The organism is Leptolyngbya sp. KIOST-1 (assembly GCF_000763385.1).
GTDB lineage: Bacteria > Cyanobacteriota > Cyanobacteriia > Phormidesmidales > Phormidesmidaceae > Nodosilinea.
In genome coordinates, this window is the sequence record NZ_JQFA01000002.1 from 2,314,318 (window position 1) to 2,328,288 (window position 13,971).

Consider the following 13,971-nt stretch of genomic DNA (forward strand, 5'->3'; position numbering starts at 1 on the left):
CCTCGAATTGATTCACCCGTTTGGATTACCTGTTCAGGAGCCTGCTGTGAGCGACGCATTTGATTACGATTTGCTGATTATTGGTGCTGGGGTAGGGGGCCACGGAGCCGCCCTCCACGCCGTCAAGCGGGGGCTGAAGACGGCCATTGTGGAGGCCGATGTGATGGGAGGCACCTGCGTCAACCGGGGCTGTATTCCCTCTAAGGCGCTGCTGGCGGCCTCGGGCCGGGTGCGAGAGCTGCGTAACGAGCACCACCTCAAGTCCCTGGGCATTTCGGTGGGCAGTGTCACCTACGACCGCGAGGCGATCGCCGACCACGCCAAGACCCTGGTCAGCAAAATTCAGGGCGACATGACCAACAGCCTCACCCGGCTGGGGGTGGACATCATCAAGGGCTGGGCCAGGCTGGCGGGGGAGCAAAAAGTGGCGATCGCCACCCCCGACGGCGAAAAGATGGTCACTGCCCAGGACATCATTCTGTCGCCGGGGTCGGTTCCGTTTGTGCCCCCCGGCATTGAGACTGACGGCAAAACGGTATTTACCAGCGACGAAGCGCTCAAGCTTGACTGGCTGCCCGACTGGATCGCCATCATCGGCAGCGGCTACATCGGCCTGGAATTTTCGGATGTGTACACCGCCCTGGGCTGCGAGGTCACGATTATCGAAGCGCTGGACCAGCTGATGCCCACCTTCGACCCCGACATCGCCAAGATCGCCCAGCGGGTGCTGATTGCCCCCCGCGACATCGAAACCCGCGCCGGAGTGATCGCCCAGAAGGTGACCCCCGGCAGCCCGGTGGTGATCGAGCTGGCCGATCGCGAAACCCGCGAGGTGGTCGAAACCCTGGAGGTGGATGCCTGCCTGGTTGCCACTGGACGAATCCCCGCCACTAAGGACTTGGGCCTGGAGAAGGTCGGCGTAGAAACCGATCGCCGGGGCTTTATTCCCGTCGATGACCACCTGCAGGTGCTGCGGGGCGGCGAGCCGGTGCCCCACCTGTGGGCGATCGGCGACGCCACCGGCAAAATGATGCTGGCCCACGCCGCCTCCGCCCAGGGTATTCTCACCGTGGAAACCATCTGCGGCGAGCCGCGCCAGGTGAACTACCTGAGCATTCCGGCGGCGGCCTTTACCCACCCCGAGGTCAGCTTTGTGGGGCTGACCGAACCCGCCGCCAAGACCCTGGCCGAGGCTGAGGGGTTTGCCATCGACACCGTGCGCACCTACTTTAAGGGCAACTCCAAGGCCCTGGCCGAGGGCGAGTCGGACGGACTGGCCAAGGTGATCTACCGCAAGGACACGGGCGAAATCCTCGGGGCCCACATCATCGGCATGCACGCGGCGGACCTGATCCAGGAGGCGGCCAACGCGATCGCCAGTGGCCAGACCGTCACCGACCTGTCCTTCTGCGTCCACACCCACCCCACCCTCTCGGAGGTGCTCGACGAGGCCTTCAAACGGGCCGTGGTCGTTCCCGCCTGATTCTCGTAGGGTGGGCAACGCCCACCTTCCACCAGGGCAAGAAGCGAGGAATGCCGCTGTGACCCATCGGTTTTTCCCATCGCCCTACGGTCCAAAACCGCCAATCCAAATTCCAAAATAATGAAGATTCGCCGCCGCCCTCCCAACCCCGCTGTCGCGGTCAAAAATTTGCAATACCAGATCAAAGCCGATGACGCCGAGCCCAGGCACATTTTGGAAAAAATCGTCTGGCACAAGGAGTCCGAGGTGGCCGCCCTGCGGGAACGCCTGCCCCTGGCCGACCTGCAGCGCCAGGTGCTGGATGCGCCCCCGCCCCGCGACTTTGTAGCCGCCCTGCGCGACGGCCGCACCACCCCAGCCCTGATTGCCGAGGTCAAAAAAGCGTCCCCCAGCCAGGGGGTAATGCGCGAAGATTTTGACCCGGTGGCGATCGCGCAGACCTATGCCGCCCATGGGGCTAGCTGCCTTTCGGTGCTCACCGACAAAGCCTTTTTCCATGGCGATTTTGAGTACCTGGCCCAGATTCGTCAGGCGGTAGACCTGCCCCTGCTGTGTAAAGAGTTCATCATCTACCCCTACCAGATGTACCTGGCCCGGCTAAAAGGGGCCGACGCGGTGCTGCTGATCGCCGCCATTCTGACCGACCAGGATCTGACCTACTTTGTACAGATTGCCAAAGCCCTGGGCATGGCGGTGCTGGTCGAAGTGCACACCCTCGAAGAGCTGGATCGGGTGCTGGCGGTGCCGGGGCTGGCGCTGATCGGTATCAACAACCGCGATTTAGAAACGTTTACTACCCGGTTGGAGACCACCGCCGAGCTAGTCGCGGCGCGGCGGGAGAAGCTGACCGCCAGCGGGGCCGTAGTCGTCAGCGAATCCGGCATTCACACCCCGAGCGATCTGCAGGCGGTGACGGCGGCCGGGGCAACGGCGGTGCTGATTGGCGAGTCGCTGATTCGGCAGCCCGACCCTGGACTGGCCATCGATCGCCTTTATGAAAAAAACATCGCCTAGATACTGAAGTCTTTACACACTTCTGATTTAATCGACAGAGCGCACCCCGAAGCACCCCATGGCAAATTTAGGCAAACCGCTCCCGTTACCCTCCCACATTCATTACGAGCTGTTGCTGCGGCTGCTGGAGCAGCAGACCATGTCGGTGGCCTACCAACATCCCCAGATTCGACTGCAGGTGCAGGAGCTGATCATTGCCCTGCGCAAGGCTCTGTCGCAGCAGCGCCAGCTTGAGGAAACCTGCAAGCAGGTCCAGATTGACATCGAGTACCAGTGGTCCACCAACCAGATGGGCGATCGCCTGCGACCCGAAGACATTACCCCCGACATCGCCTCCTGATCGGGGTATCGCTCCGGGGGCGGGCGACCCTACAACCTGAGGGTGGGTCATCAGTTGTGGCCCAAAGTTCGGTGTATCAAGCCATGCCATGCCCGACCCAAACGACAGGCTAGGGGCTGTAGCCCCTGATTTTTGAGCGGTTAGCAGCTAATTGATGACAGCCCCTAGCAAACGGTAGCCCAGATTACTCCTAAGGCAAAATTTTCTCTGCAAGCTATTCAGGGGTAGGAGTGGCGCTGGTCAAACGTCAGCGCCATGTTCTAGAGTATGTCTCTTGGGAAAATTCCCTTCCCCTGTAGACGCGAATTATTGCTTGAGGAAAGTCCATGAAACGACGCTGGTTTATAGCTTCCACAGTGGCAGTGGCGCTGGCAACGGTAGGGTTGACCACGGCCTGTGGCGGCGATCAGACGGCGGGCGGTGGCGATGCGGGCGGTACCTTGACCATGGCCACCTCCGCCGACTACCCTCCCTACGAATTTATTGAAACCGCTGGCGGCACCGAAGAAATCGTTGGGTTTGACATCGATATTGCCCGCCACATCGCCACCGAACTGGGCTACGAGTTGGAAATCACCAACATGGACTTCAACGGACTGATTCCGGCGCTTCAGGCGGGTCGGGCCGACTTTGTGATGGCGGGGATGACCCCCACCGAGGAGCGGCGGCAGAACGTCGATTTTTCGGAGGTGTACTACGAAGCCAGGCAGACCATTGTGTTTCCGACTGGCGGCGGCATTACCTCGCCCGCAGACCTGGAGGGCAAAACCGTCGGGGTGCAGCTGGGTTCGATTCAGGAGGGTCTGGGTCAGGATCTGGCCGAAACCGTTCCGGGCATGACCCTGCAATCCCTAAACCGGATCAACGAGATCATTCAGGAGCTGAATTCGGGCCGTATCGATGCCGCCATCATTGAGGACACGGTGGCGGAGGGCTTTTTGGCCAACAACCCCAACCTGGAAGCGGTGGAGATTCCCGAAGAGGGGCCAGCGGGTTCGGCGATCGCCTTTCCCAGAGGCTCCGAACTGGTGGAGGACTTCAACCGGGTGCTGGCCGAAATGGAGTCGAGCGGCCTGATGGAAGAGCTGATTGTAAGGTGGTTTGGCGACGGGGCTCAGTAGTCACCGGCTATGAACCTAGACTTTGGCCAAATTCTGCCGTCGCTGCCGTTTATTTTGCAGGGTATTCTCGTCACCCTCAGGTTTACTGTCCTGTCGGCACTGTTCGGGTTTACCCTGGGCACCCTGCTGTCCCTGCTCAAGATCTCCAATGTCAAGCCGCTGCGGTGGTTTGCGGAGTTCTACACCTCAATCTTTCGGGGCACGCCGCTGATTTTGCAGCTGGCGCTGGTGTACTTCGCCACCCCGCAAATCATTGGCTACCGCATCTCGCCGATTGAGGCGGGGGTGCTCACCTTCTCGCTCAACTCGGCGGCCTACAGTTCCGAGACCATTCGGGCGGGGATTATGGCGGTGGACAAGGGGCAGCGGGAGGCGTCAATGTCCCTGGGGGTGGCCTACCGGCCCATGATGCTCGACATCATTCTGCCCCAGGCGTTCAAAAACATCCTGCCCGCCCTGGTGAATGAGACGATCGCGCTGCTGAAGGATTCGGCGCTGGTGTCTACCATTGGCGTCCTCGATCTGATGCGGCGGGCTCAGGTGGTGGCGGGGCAGACCTTTCTGTACTTTGAGCCGCTGCTCGTGGTGGGGGTGATCTACTACATCATGGTTATGGGGCTGACCCAGGCGGCCCAGGTTCTTGAGCGGAGGATGCGCCGCAGTGATTAGAATCGAGCATTTGGTCAAATCCTTTGGGCCGCTGGAGGTGCTGAAGGACATTTCTACCCAGGTCGATACGGGCGAAGTGGTGGCGATCATCGGCCCTTCGGGATCGGGGAAATCGACGCTGCTGCGCTGCATCAACCTGCTGGAGGTGCCCACCGCCGGGCATATTTTCATCGACGACATCGACATCACCTCGCCCAAGTGCGACATCCTCAAGGTGCGCCAGAACGTGGGCATGGTGTTTCAGCACTTCAACCTGTTTCCCCACAAGACGGTGATGGGCAACCTCACCTACGCGCCGATGAAGGTGCGGGGCCTCTCCAAGGCGGACGCCAGCAAAATTGCCCTGGACTTGCTGACTAAGGTGGGGCTATCGGAAAAGGCCGACCAGTACCCCTCGCGGCTGTCGGGGGGACAAAAGCAGCGGGTGGCGATCGCCCGCGCCCTGGCCATGGAGCCCGACATCATGCTGTTTGATGAACCCACCAGCGCCCTCGACCCCGAAATGGTCAAAGAGGTGCTGGACGTGATGAAGGGCCTGGCCGACACCGGCATTACCATGTGCATTGTCACCCACGAAATGGGCTTTGCCCGCGAGGTGGCCGATCGCGTGCTGTTTCTCGACGGCGGCTATCTGGTGGAAGACGCACCGCCGGATATCTTCTTTAGCACCCCCAAGAGCGATCGCGCCCAGCAGTTTTTGGAGAAGGTGCTGTAGGGTTTTGGGTGGCGGGTGGCAGGCGGAAACCCGACACCCAAAACCTGAGACTTCCCCAATTCGTCTAAGCTAGGCAAAGGTTCTACCTGAGTAATCCCATGTCTGTGCTGACTGGCCCTGCGCCCTGGAAAATCCGCGATCGCGCCTTTAACTGGGGCAGTCGTACCTACCTGATGGGGGTGCTGAATGTGACCCCCGACAGCTTTAGCGACGGCGGCCAGTTTGACACGGTAGAGCAGGCGGTGGCCCAGGCGCGCCACCTGGTGCACCACGGCACCGACATTCTCGATATTGGCGGTCAGTCCACCCGACCGGGGGCGGGGTCGATCTCCCGCGAGGAAGAGCTCAGCCGGGTGATTCCGGTAATCAACGCCATTCGGGCCGACGACGATGAGGTTTTGGCCCAGGCCGTTATTTCGGTCGATACCACCCGCTCGGCGGTAGCGCGGGCGGCGGTCAAAGCTGGGGCCGACATTATTAACGACATCTCTGCCGGGACCTACGACAGAGCCATGCTCTCGACCGTGGCCGATCTGGGGGTGCCGATCGTGATCATGCACCTGCGCGGTACCCCTGCTACCATGCAGCAGCACACCGACTATCAAGACTTGATCGCTGAGGTCTACGAGTTTTTGCACCACCAGATCGAAGACGCGATCGCCGTGGGGGTTAAGCCCAGCAAAATCGCCGTGGACCCCGGCCTGGGCTTTGCCAAAACCTATTCCCAAAACCTGGAACTGCTGCGTAATCTGAATCGGTTTCGTGACCTGGGCTCCCCGCTGCTGGTCGGCCCCTCCCGCAAAAGCTTTATCGGCTGGATTTTAGACCAGCCCGACCCCCAGCAGCGAGTGTGGGGCACGGCTGCCGCCTGCTGCGCGGCGATCGCGGGTGGAGCCGACATTCTGCGCGTCCACGACGGAGCGGCGATGCACGACGTGTGCCGGGTGGCCGATGCGGTGTGGCGAGGGCTAGAAGCGTAGCTCAAAAACGCTAGGGCATGTCATCAATTGTGGCTAAAAGCTCGGTATCTTAGTGGTACAGAGAAGTCCTAAAAGGGTTGCTGTGTAAGGAGTCTCAAATGAGACGGGATGGATGGAGCGGGGCATTTCATGAGAGGCTTGAATTCCCCAACTCAAAGCCAACCTCATGGAAACACCCCTCTTGTATCGTCAACTGCAAGACCAATTGAGTCAATGGGTGCAGCCCAAAGACCAACGTCATCTGCAAGGGTTTGCTGAAATTGTGGCGGCGGTGTTACAGTCCGGCGAGGCCTGTCTGGGGCGATGGATCCCTACTTATCGCATCGCGACTGTGGTGCCCGTGCCCACATGGAACGGCTGAGTTACTTTCTCCATAATCAGCAGATCACATCGGAACGGTACTACGAGCCGATACTTCGACAAGCACTGTCGGCTTTTGCCGGAGCGACCATTCTCCTGACCCTAGACACCAGTATGCTGTGGGATCGCTTTTGTCTGATTGAGGTGTGCTTTGTCTGGGGTGGCCGCTCCTTTACCCTGGCTCAGGTAGTGCTGGAGCACGGCCGTGCCATGGTGGGCTTTGAGCAGTATAAGCCCGTGCTAGAGCGCGCTCAAACCGTCCTACCACCGGAGGTGCAGGTGACATTGCTGGTCGACCGAGGCTTTGTTCGCGAAGCGTCTCCGCAGGAGAAACATGGTGAGTTGATGCGCTGGTTGAACAAGCAGACGTGGGACTGGGCCATTCGGGTGAAGTCAGACCTGTTGGTCACTACTCCCGATGGCCGAACGCAAGCGGTAGAGGACTTCTTTCCACCCTCAGAACAGGCCTATCTGGTGGGGCTAGTGCACGTGTTAGGCGATATTGAGGCTCATCTAGCGACGGCCAATGTACCCGGTGCGCAAGGCACCTGGGCGGTGTTATCCAGCCAATCTGCCTCGTTGCAAACCTTTGCACTCTATGGCCAGCGCTTCGGGGGAATTGAGCATCACTTTAAGGACTACAAGTCAGCGGCCTTGGACATCCTTGCCTCTGGTTTGCGCGATGCTGACAGTCTGACCCAAAACACAGTGTATCAGCGTCTTGGTCCCTGTTGATCGACAAACTAACCTTCAAAATCCTCTATTCTTAAACCTGGGCCGAGGCCATTGACCGCTGAATGACATCAGTGCATGGGTAATGAATGATCTCCGCCGAGACGAGTGGTTTGAGGGAGGTTGCCGCTGGGGCCGACGGGAGTAGCAGGGGCACAGAACCGCTACCGAACGAGGAACCCAGTGCAGCTCCATCGCCAGCCTGGTCGATGACGGCGAGGCCAGGAGGGGTGGAGGTCCGATCGGTGGATACACAAAGCTAAGGAGAAGGTCAATGCTGGCAAAGCGAATTGTGCCCTGCCTGGATGTCAAAGCTGGGCGGGTGGTCAAGGGGGTCAACTTTGTCGATCTAAAAGACGCTGGCGATCCGGTGGAGTTGGCCCAGGCCTACAACCAGGCTGGAGCTGATGAGCTAGTGTTTCTCGACATCACCGCCACCCATGAGGACCGCGACATTATTTACGATGTCGTCTATCGCACCGCCGAGCAGGTGTTCATTCCGCTGACAGTGGGCGGCGGGGTAGGATCCTTAGAGACGATTAAAAAATTGTTACGGGTGCCTCCCAGCGCAAACGAGACGCCTTGGACTGCCGCATTGAGTTCTCTAGGGTCGTTACGTTCTCATGCTGAGACTGCCATGAGTTTTCTGCACCACTAAGCCACAGCCCTTAGGGAATCACCTGTGGAAGAGCCATTACAGTGAGATAATTGGCGCAGTGACCAGTGCCACCCGCCTTGATTCTCAATGCAATCTACGCACACACCCTTGACCTCAACTCGGACACCTCCCCTATGACCATTGCTGAGCAGCTCATTCGCATGGCAGAAGACGAGCTGACGGAGTACAGCACCGATGCCCGCAAAATTGAAAAGCTGCGCCGCAAGTTTAGCTTTGCGGTGCCCTACCCCCAGCAAAAAGCGGTGCGGGAGGACGTGGCGGCGAGCATGCCCAATAACTTTTTGGCGAAGCTGGTCGAAGACAACCGCCAGACGGTAGCGCTGCCCTTTTGGGGCATCGGTGGGCTGGGGCTGCTGCTGGGGATTTCGGGACGGCAGCCGCTGGATCTGATCGCCACAGGGATTGGCTTTTACGTGGCCTTTCAGGTGCAGAAGTGGGGCTGGGAGCTACAGGCCAAACGACTGGTACTACAAACCCTCGACGCAATAGAGGCAAGCGTGAAAAATCCTGAGCCGGAGAAAACGCTTTAGTCGGTGGGCAGGGGCGGCTAGAAGCCGGGTTTCTGCTCGACCATGCCTGAAGCACCTGACAATTGCCTAAAAACCCGGTTTCTTGTCCTTTCACAGGGGTACCCCCTATGCCCGCGTCGCTTGCCAACCAGACTGTGCTGATTACAGGTGCCAGCAGTGGTATTGGAGCCGCCTGCGCCCGGCAGACGGCGGCCATTGGGGCGCGGCTGATTTTGGCGGCCCGTCGGCTGGAGCCACTACAGATGCTGGCCACCGAACTTCAGCAGCAGCACGGTACCGATGTGCTCACGATAGGGCTGGACGTGCGCCAGCCGGAGGCGGTCCGCGAGGCGATCGCCACCCTGCCGGAAGCCTGGGGCGCGATCGATATTTTGATCAACAATGCGGGCCTCAGCCGGGGGCTGGACAAGCAGTACGAAGCGCCCCTGGACGACTGGGGAACCATGATCGATACCAACGTCAAGGGCCTGCTCTACGTGACCCGGGCGGTGGTGCCGGGGATGGTGGCGCGGGGGCGAGGCCATGTGGTGAATGTGGGATCGATCGCCGGTCGGCAAACCTACCCCGGTGGCAGCGTCTACTGTGCCACCAAGGCGGCGGTCCGGGCGCTCTCCGAGGGGCTCAAGCTCGACCTGCTGGGCACAGCGGTGCGGGTCACCAACATTGACCCCGGCCTGGTGGAAACCGAGTTTAGCCTGGTGCGCTTTGGCGGCGACAGCGATCGCGCCCAGGGCGTCTACCAGGGCATGACCCCGCTGAGCGGCGACGATGTGGCCGATGCAATTGTCTTTGCCATCACCCGGCCTGCCCACGTCAACATCAGCGACCTGCTGCTGCTGCCGACTGACCAGTCCTCGGTGTTTCACGTGCATCGGCGGGCCGAGTAGGACTCCGGTGGCGCCCCATCGGAACTGGCGCTATACAACGGGCCGTGGCACAATTTATGTTTCGCAACACCATATTTCACAACACCACTGGCAACATCCACTATGACCCTTTCTGTAGGCGATCCCGCCCCCGACTTTAGCCTGCCCGATGCCACGGGCAAGACCTATAGCCTGGCCGACCTCAAAGGTCAGCGTGTAGTGCTCTACTTTTACCCCCGCGACAACACCCCCGGCTGTACAAAAGAGGCCTGCGGGTTCCGCGATCGCTACGCCGACTACCAGGGCAAAGACGCTGTGGTGCTGGGGGTGAGCACCGACGATGCCAAGTCCCACAGCAAATTTATCGACAAATTTAGTCTGCCATTTCCGCTGCTGGTGGACGAGGGTGGCGAAGTAGCCAGTCGCTACGGCGTTTATGGCCTGAAAAAGTTCATGGGCAAAGAATATATGGGTATCACCCGCAGCACCTTCATCATCGGCCCGGACGGCAACCTGGAGAAAATCTACCTCAAGGTCAAAGCCGAAACCCATGCCGATACGGTGCTGGCCGACCTGGAAACCCTCTAGCCTATGGCCTACTTCGCCCACGTTTTGCGGACCCTGATAGGGCTGATTTTGCGTCGCCCCATCCTGGGTACCTGCGTCATTCCGCTGATGGCCGATGGCACCATTGTGCTTGTGCGCCGCCGCGACAACGGCCTCTGGAGCCTGCCCGGCGGCATTGTCGACTGGGGCGAAGACGTGATCACCGCCGCCGCCCGCGAGCTGAGGGAAGAAGCCGGACTGGAGACCGTGGGGCTGGAGCGGCTGGTGGGGGTCTACTCCCAGCTGGGGCGCGACCCTCGCTTTCACTCGGTCTGCATCACGGTGGCGGTGCGGGTGACGGGCAGACCGACCCCCGCCGACCCCCGCGAAATTTTAGACGTGCAGGGCTTTACCGCCGACACCCTGCCGTGGGACCGTCTCTCCCACGACCATCGCCAGCATTTGCAAGATTTCTTTAAGGGAGAAACGGTTTTAGCCTAAGCTTTGGGGAAAGCTCGCTCATTGGGAATGCTAAAGCCCGGCTTCCCGACTAGTCTGGTGCTGTCTACCCGATCCACTGCTATGCCGCTACCCGCTGAAATACCCCTCCGCACTGGCCGCATGAAACTGCCGCTGGGGATTGTCTTTTGGCTCGAGGACGGCACCTCCCAGGCCGAAACGGTGGTCTTTCTGCACGGCTCCTGGCAGGACAGTAGCCAGTGGCTACCGCTGATGCGGCACTTGTCCCCTGGCTACCACTGCCTGGCCCCCGACCTGCTGGGCTTCGGGGAATCGCGGCGGGAGGGCAAAACTCCGTATTCCGTAGCCACCCAGGTTGAGTGTTTGCACAGCCTACTGAGCGCCCTGCGCGTTCAGCGCTGCCGACTGGTGGCCCATTCCCTGGGGGCCTGGGTGGCGGGCCGCTATGCCCTCACCTACCCGGACCAGGTGCAGAGTCTGACCGTGCTGGCTCCCGAGGGGGTCAGCGATCGCGACTTGCAACACCGCTGGCGGCGCGATCGCTGGCTGGTGGCCCCCTGGTCACCCCTGCCCCTGGTGCTGCCCTGGCTGGGCCAGGCGGCCTGGGTGAAAGCCCTGCGCCAGCGCCGCCAGTGCCTGCGACAGACACCGGCAGCCTGCCAGATGCTCTTTCAGCGTCGCCCCGCCGCCCTTAGGGGAGAACTGCTAAACCAGGAGCTTGGCTACCTGAAGCCGCCAACCCTGGTGCTGGAATCGGTCACCGCCGACCCTACAGCCCGGCGACTGGGGCAGATTTGGCTGCACCAGGTGCCCAGTGCTCAACACCGACAGCTCCCCGCGGCTGAGTCGCCCCTGGGAGTGGAGGTTGCCCCCTGCGCGGAGGCCCTGGAGCCGTGGTTGCGATCGCAGCCATTGAAGCCAGCGGGCACAGCCATGTACGCCGCCGTCAACCACAACGGCTCCGTCACCCCAGGGCAGGCCCGTCCGCCAGCGTTTTAGGCTGGTCTGGGCCAGTCTGCCGGGGACTGTCATCCATTGAGTTGCTAAGCTGCAAAGGCCCATGGAGGCCCATGAGCTTGCATCGGCAAAGCACAGGCCCAGAACCCGAGGACCCACCCTAGGGCTACACTGGGTCCGTTGCCAGGGTGGTCATCAGCAGCTGAGACAGCTCTTCGGCCCGATTTAGCACCATCAGGTGGCCGCCGCCAGGCACCACAACATCGGCATTGCGGGCACCGTGGGGAAACACGCGATCGCGATCGCCGTGAATCTGGACCAGGTTGGGGGGCACCACCTGGTTGCGCCAGCCCACCACCCGGTGCATGGCCCAGCGAAGAAAGCAGGGGTCGGTATCCACCAGGACCTGCCTGAACAGGGAGCGATCCTCTGGGTCATCCAGACCAAACAGCCAGGTCATCACCCCGTAGACCGCCCACAGCAATTGCTTAAACGGCACCACCAGCTGTAGCGGCAGCCAGCGAAACAGCTTGTAGTAGGTAGGCACCTGGGCACCATTGGCGGCACTGGAGATCAAAATTACCTGGGCCGGATTGCACAGCTTAGCCATCTCCACCGCCATCAGCCCGCCAAAGGAAAGGCCAACCAGAATCGGGTGTTCTGTGGTGACCTGGGCCAGCAGGCGCTGGGCGTAGTGCTCGATGGCCTCTCCCCGGTGGGGCGGCTCCCAGCGAATGTGCACCGGACGGTAGCCCTGCAGCTGTAGGCGGTGAAAGACCCGCCAGTCGGCCCCCAAACCGCTGAGGAAGTAAATCTCGCGCTCCGCCTCGGCAGCGTCCTCGTCAATGCCGCCGAAGGGGTCTAGCCCCTCGGCGATCGCCCCCTTGGGGATCCCTTCCGGTGCCTCCTTTGGCGCAGCCTCGACAGGCAGCGCTGCAACCGTCAGCGCTACCCTGTCAACGATGGCGGACTCTGGCTGTGCTCCGGCGTCTACCACGCTACGGTCCTACTTCACGTCCTCCGGGTTAACCCTCCAGGTAAACCCTCCAGGTAAACCAGCTCTGGTACCCACTAGCTGTGGGCCTTGAGCGCCTCAATTTCCTGACGAATGAGGGCTAATTCCTGGGTGAGGGCCTCCAGCTCACTCTGCACCGAGGCATCGACCACAGGACTGGCCACCGTGGTGATGGTCGGGCCTGATGTCTCGGGGCCGGCGCTGGTGAAGGGATTTGGCATCTGGCTCAACAGCGAATCGACAAACAGCCGGGCCTCCCGCTCGGTGGTTTCACCCTTGATCTCCAGTTCCTCAGTCAGGCGGTTGACATCGCCGCCCAGGGTCGAAAACCGTTGATTGGAGCTTTCAGGGTCTTGAATGGCTTCAATCAGGGATGCGGTGGCTCCGAGGGTAACGCGAAACCCTTTCTGCAACGTCTGAGAGAGATCGTCAGGATACATAGCTTATAAGCCTTAAAAACTCCAACAGCCAGGCAGTGACAGGCGACCCTGGGACATGGCAATCCCTAGCCTCAGGCACCATGCTGCCCTGCGCCAGCCATGGTTTGCGCTCCTATTCTATCGTCTTCCCCCTGGGCAAGGCAGCATCTCAGGCTACTATCCTCCCTCGGGTAGAGGGGAAACCCTTGCCGCCGTCGGCTCGTTTACGGCCCCCATCGCAGTCCTACACCGTCTCCAGGTAGGCCATAACATCGTCGTAGATTTGCGACAGCTCGGCCTCGGTCGTCACTCGAATCCGATCGTCGCGCAGGGTGACCAGCGCCTTGGCCGCAAAGGGGCTGGGCCAGATATTGGGATTGCAGAAAACTTCTAGAAAGACCTCCCCGGTGTGGCGGTACTCCATCGGTGGTTGGGGCACACGGCGGGTCGGTTCGCCACCCTGGGCGGCGGCCGCTTTTAGGGTGGTCATCAGCTCGCCCAGGGCGGCTTTCAGCGCCAGGGCCGCCTCGGCAGAAAAGGTAAACTGTAGGGATCCCTGGGGCAGGTTGAGGGTAAGGGGGTTGCTCATAGGTCGGCGGGCCGATCGCGATCGGGCGCGATTGAGTTAAGGGACAAGCAGAATGGGGGCAGCGATCGCTGGGTCTGGCGACTGCATCTGCTAGCCAGCCTACGCCATTGGGGCGACCCTGGGCCAGTATGGGGGCGATCGCACCGGCCAACCGCCATTTTCGCAACCCGGCGTGGCCAAACGTAACGATCGGTTAAGTTGTGTGTCTGGCTACGGCACTCCCGTCGTTTTTGTATAGCGTCAGGTCGCCAGGTTTGAATCCCAAAGAAAACCCTAAAGCTTTGCCAGTTCAAGGTTTTCCCTTCCTACAGTAATAGTCAGTGAGTTCAATTGTCGGCGCTGAACGTCCCGATTACCCTGTTATCCACCAGGGGAGCACTTACTCCCCCGAGGCCGCCGCAGTCTTAACACTGGCTCAACACTGGTGGCAAAACCGTTCAGGCTGCACAGGTCCGGCTTTGGTTGCAGATCCGGTT

The 13,971-nt window shown here is 60.7% G+C and carries 16 protein-coding genes and 1 pseudogene; 14 read left to right on the forward strand and 3 right to left on the reverse strand.

What is annotated here, in order from left to right:
- Window positions 1–46: 46 nt before the first annotated feature.
- From lpdA to NF78_RS10320, 14 genes and pseudogenes are all read left to right on the forward strand, one after another.
- A complete protein-coding gene (gene lpdA, locus NF78_RS10255; RefSeq protein WP_035989322.1) occupies window positions 47–1,483 on the forward strand; it encodes a dihydrolipoyl dehydrogenase in 1,437 nt (478 codons plus the stop codon).
- Between the two features lie 120 nt (window positions 1,484–1,603).
- On the forward strand, window positions 1,604–2,497 hold the full coding sequence (gene trpC / locus NF78_RS10260) for an indole-3-glycerol phosphate synthase TrpC (RefSeq protein WP_035986057.1): 894 nt from the start codon (window positions 1,604–1,606) through the stop codon (window positions 2,495–2,497).
- 58 nt (window positions 2,498–2,555) lie between these two features.
- Complete coding sequence (locus NF78_RS10265; RefSeq protein WP_035986058.1) at window positions 2,556–2,837, forward strand: DUF5340 domain-containing protein; 282 nt, start codon at window positions 2,556–2,558, stop codon at window positions 2,835–2,837.
- 326 nt (window positions 2,838–3,163) lie between these two features.
- On the forward strand, window positions 3,164–3,958 hold the full coding sequence (locus tag NF78_RS10270; protein WP_035986060.1) for a transporter substrate-binding domain-containing protein: 795 nt from the start codon (window positions 3,164–3,166) through the stop codon (window positions 3,956–3,958).
- Window positions 3,959–3,967: 9 nt separating this feature from the next.
- Entirely contained in the window at window positions 3,968–4,627 is a 660-nt protein-coding gene (locus tag NF78_RS10275) for an amino acid ABC transporter permease (RefSeq protein ID WP_035986062.1), read from the forward strand.
- A complete protein-coding gene (locus NF78_RS10280) occupies window positions 4,620–5,342 on the forward strand; it encodes an amino acid ABC transporter ATP-binding protein (protein ID WP_035986064.1) in 723 nt (240 codons plus the stop codon). Before NF78_RS10275 ends, NF78_RS10280 begins: the two co-directional genes overlap by 8 nt.
- A 98-nt stretch (window positions 5,343–5,440) precedes the next feature.
- The gene (folP, locus tag NF78_RS10285) at window positions 5,441–6,322 is read left to right on the forward strand and encodes a dihydropteroate synthase (protein WP_035986066.1); all 882 of its coding nucleotides are present in this window, start codon (window positions 5,441–5,443) and stop codon (window positions 6,320–6,322) included.
- A 303-nt stretch (window positions 6,323–6,625) separates the two neighbouring features.
- Window positions 6,626–7,417, forward strand: a complete 792-nt coding sequence (locus NF78_RS10290) for a hypothetical protein (RefSeq protein WP_052050097.1) — start codon at window positions 6,626–6,628, stop codon at window positions 7,415–7,417.
- A 271-nt stretch (window positions 7,418–7,688) separates the two neighbouring features.
- Window positions 7,689–7,967: pseudogene (locus NF78_RS10295) on the forward strand (HisA/HisF-related TIM barrel protein); the annotation flags it as partial.
- A gap of 239 nt (window positions 7,968–8,206) precedes the next feature.
- Complete coding sequence (locus tag NF78_RS10300) at window positions 8,207–8,623, forward strand: hypothetical protein (RefSeq protein WP_035986068.1); 417 nt, start codon at window positions 8,207–8,209, stop codon at window positions 8,621–8,623.
- A gap of 107 nt (window positions 8,624–8,730) precedes the next feature.
- On the forward strand, window positions 8,731–9,510 hold the full coding sequence (locus NF78_RS10305) for an SDR family oxidoreductase (protein ID WP_035986070.1): 780 nt from the start codon (window positions 8,731–8,733) through the stop codon (window positions 9,508–9,510).
- Between the two features lie 102 nt (window positions 9,511–9,612).
- A complete protein-coding gene (bcp, locus tag NF78_RS10310; RefSeq protein ID WP_035986072.1) occupies window positions 9,613–10,077 on the forward strand; it encodes a thioredoxin-dependent thiol peroxidase in 465 nt (154 codons plus the stop codon).
- Window positions 10,078–10,080: 3 nt separating this feature from the next.
- Window positions 10,081–10,536, forward strand: coding sequence for an NUDIX hydrolase (locus NF78_RS10315; protein WP_035986074.1), 456 nt, complete (start codon window positions 10,081–10,083; stop codon window positions 10,534–10,536).
- 81 nt (window positions 10,537–10,617) lie between these two features.
- Window positions 10,618–11,514: an alpha/beta fold hydrolase gene (locus NF78_RS10320; protein ID WP_197064811.1), complete on the forward strand. Its 897-nt coding sequence runs from the start codon at window positions 10,618–10,620 to the stop codon at window positions 11,512–11,514.
- 124 nt (window positions 11,515–11,638) lie between these two features.
- On the opposite strand, the gene NF78_RS10325 is transcribed toward NF78_RS10320, so the two are convergent.
- From NF78_RS10325 to NF78_RS10335, 3 genes are all read right to left on the reverse strand, one after another.
- Entirely contained in the window at window positions 11,639–12,469 is an 831-nt protein-coding gene (locus NF78_RS10325; protein WP_052050102.1) for an alpha/beta hydrolase, read from the reverse strand.
- Window positions 12,470–12,543: 74 nt separating this feature from the next.
- Complete coding sequence (locus NF78_RS10330; protein WP_035986076.1) at window positions 12,544–12,927, reverse strand: hypothetical protein; 384 nt, start codon at window positions 12,925–12,927, stop codon at window positions 12,544–12,546.
- A gap of 223 nt (window positions 12,928–13,150) precedes the next feature.
- Window positions 13,151–13,495: a hypothetical protein gene (locus NF78_RS10335; RefSeq protein ID WP_035986079.1), complete on the reverse strand. Its 345-nt coding sequence runs from the start codon at window positions 13,493–13,495 to the stop codon at window positions 13,151–13,153.
- Window positions 13,496–13,971 lie beyond the last annotated feature (476 nt).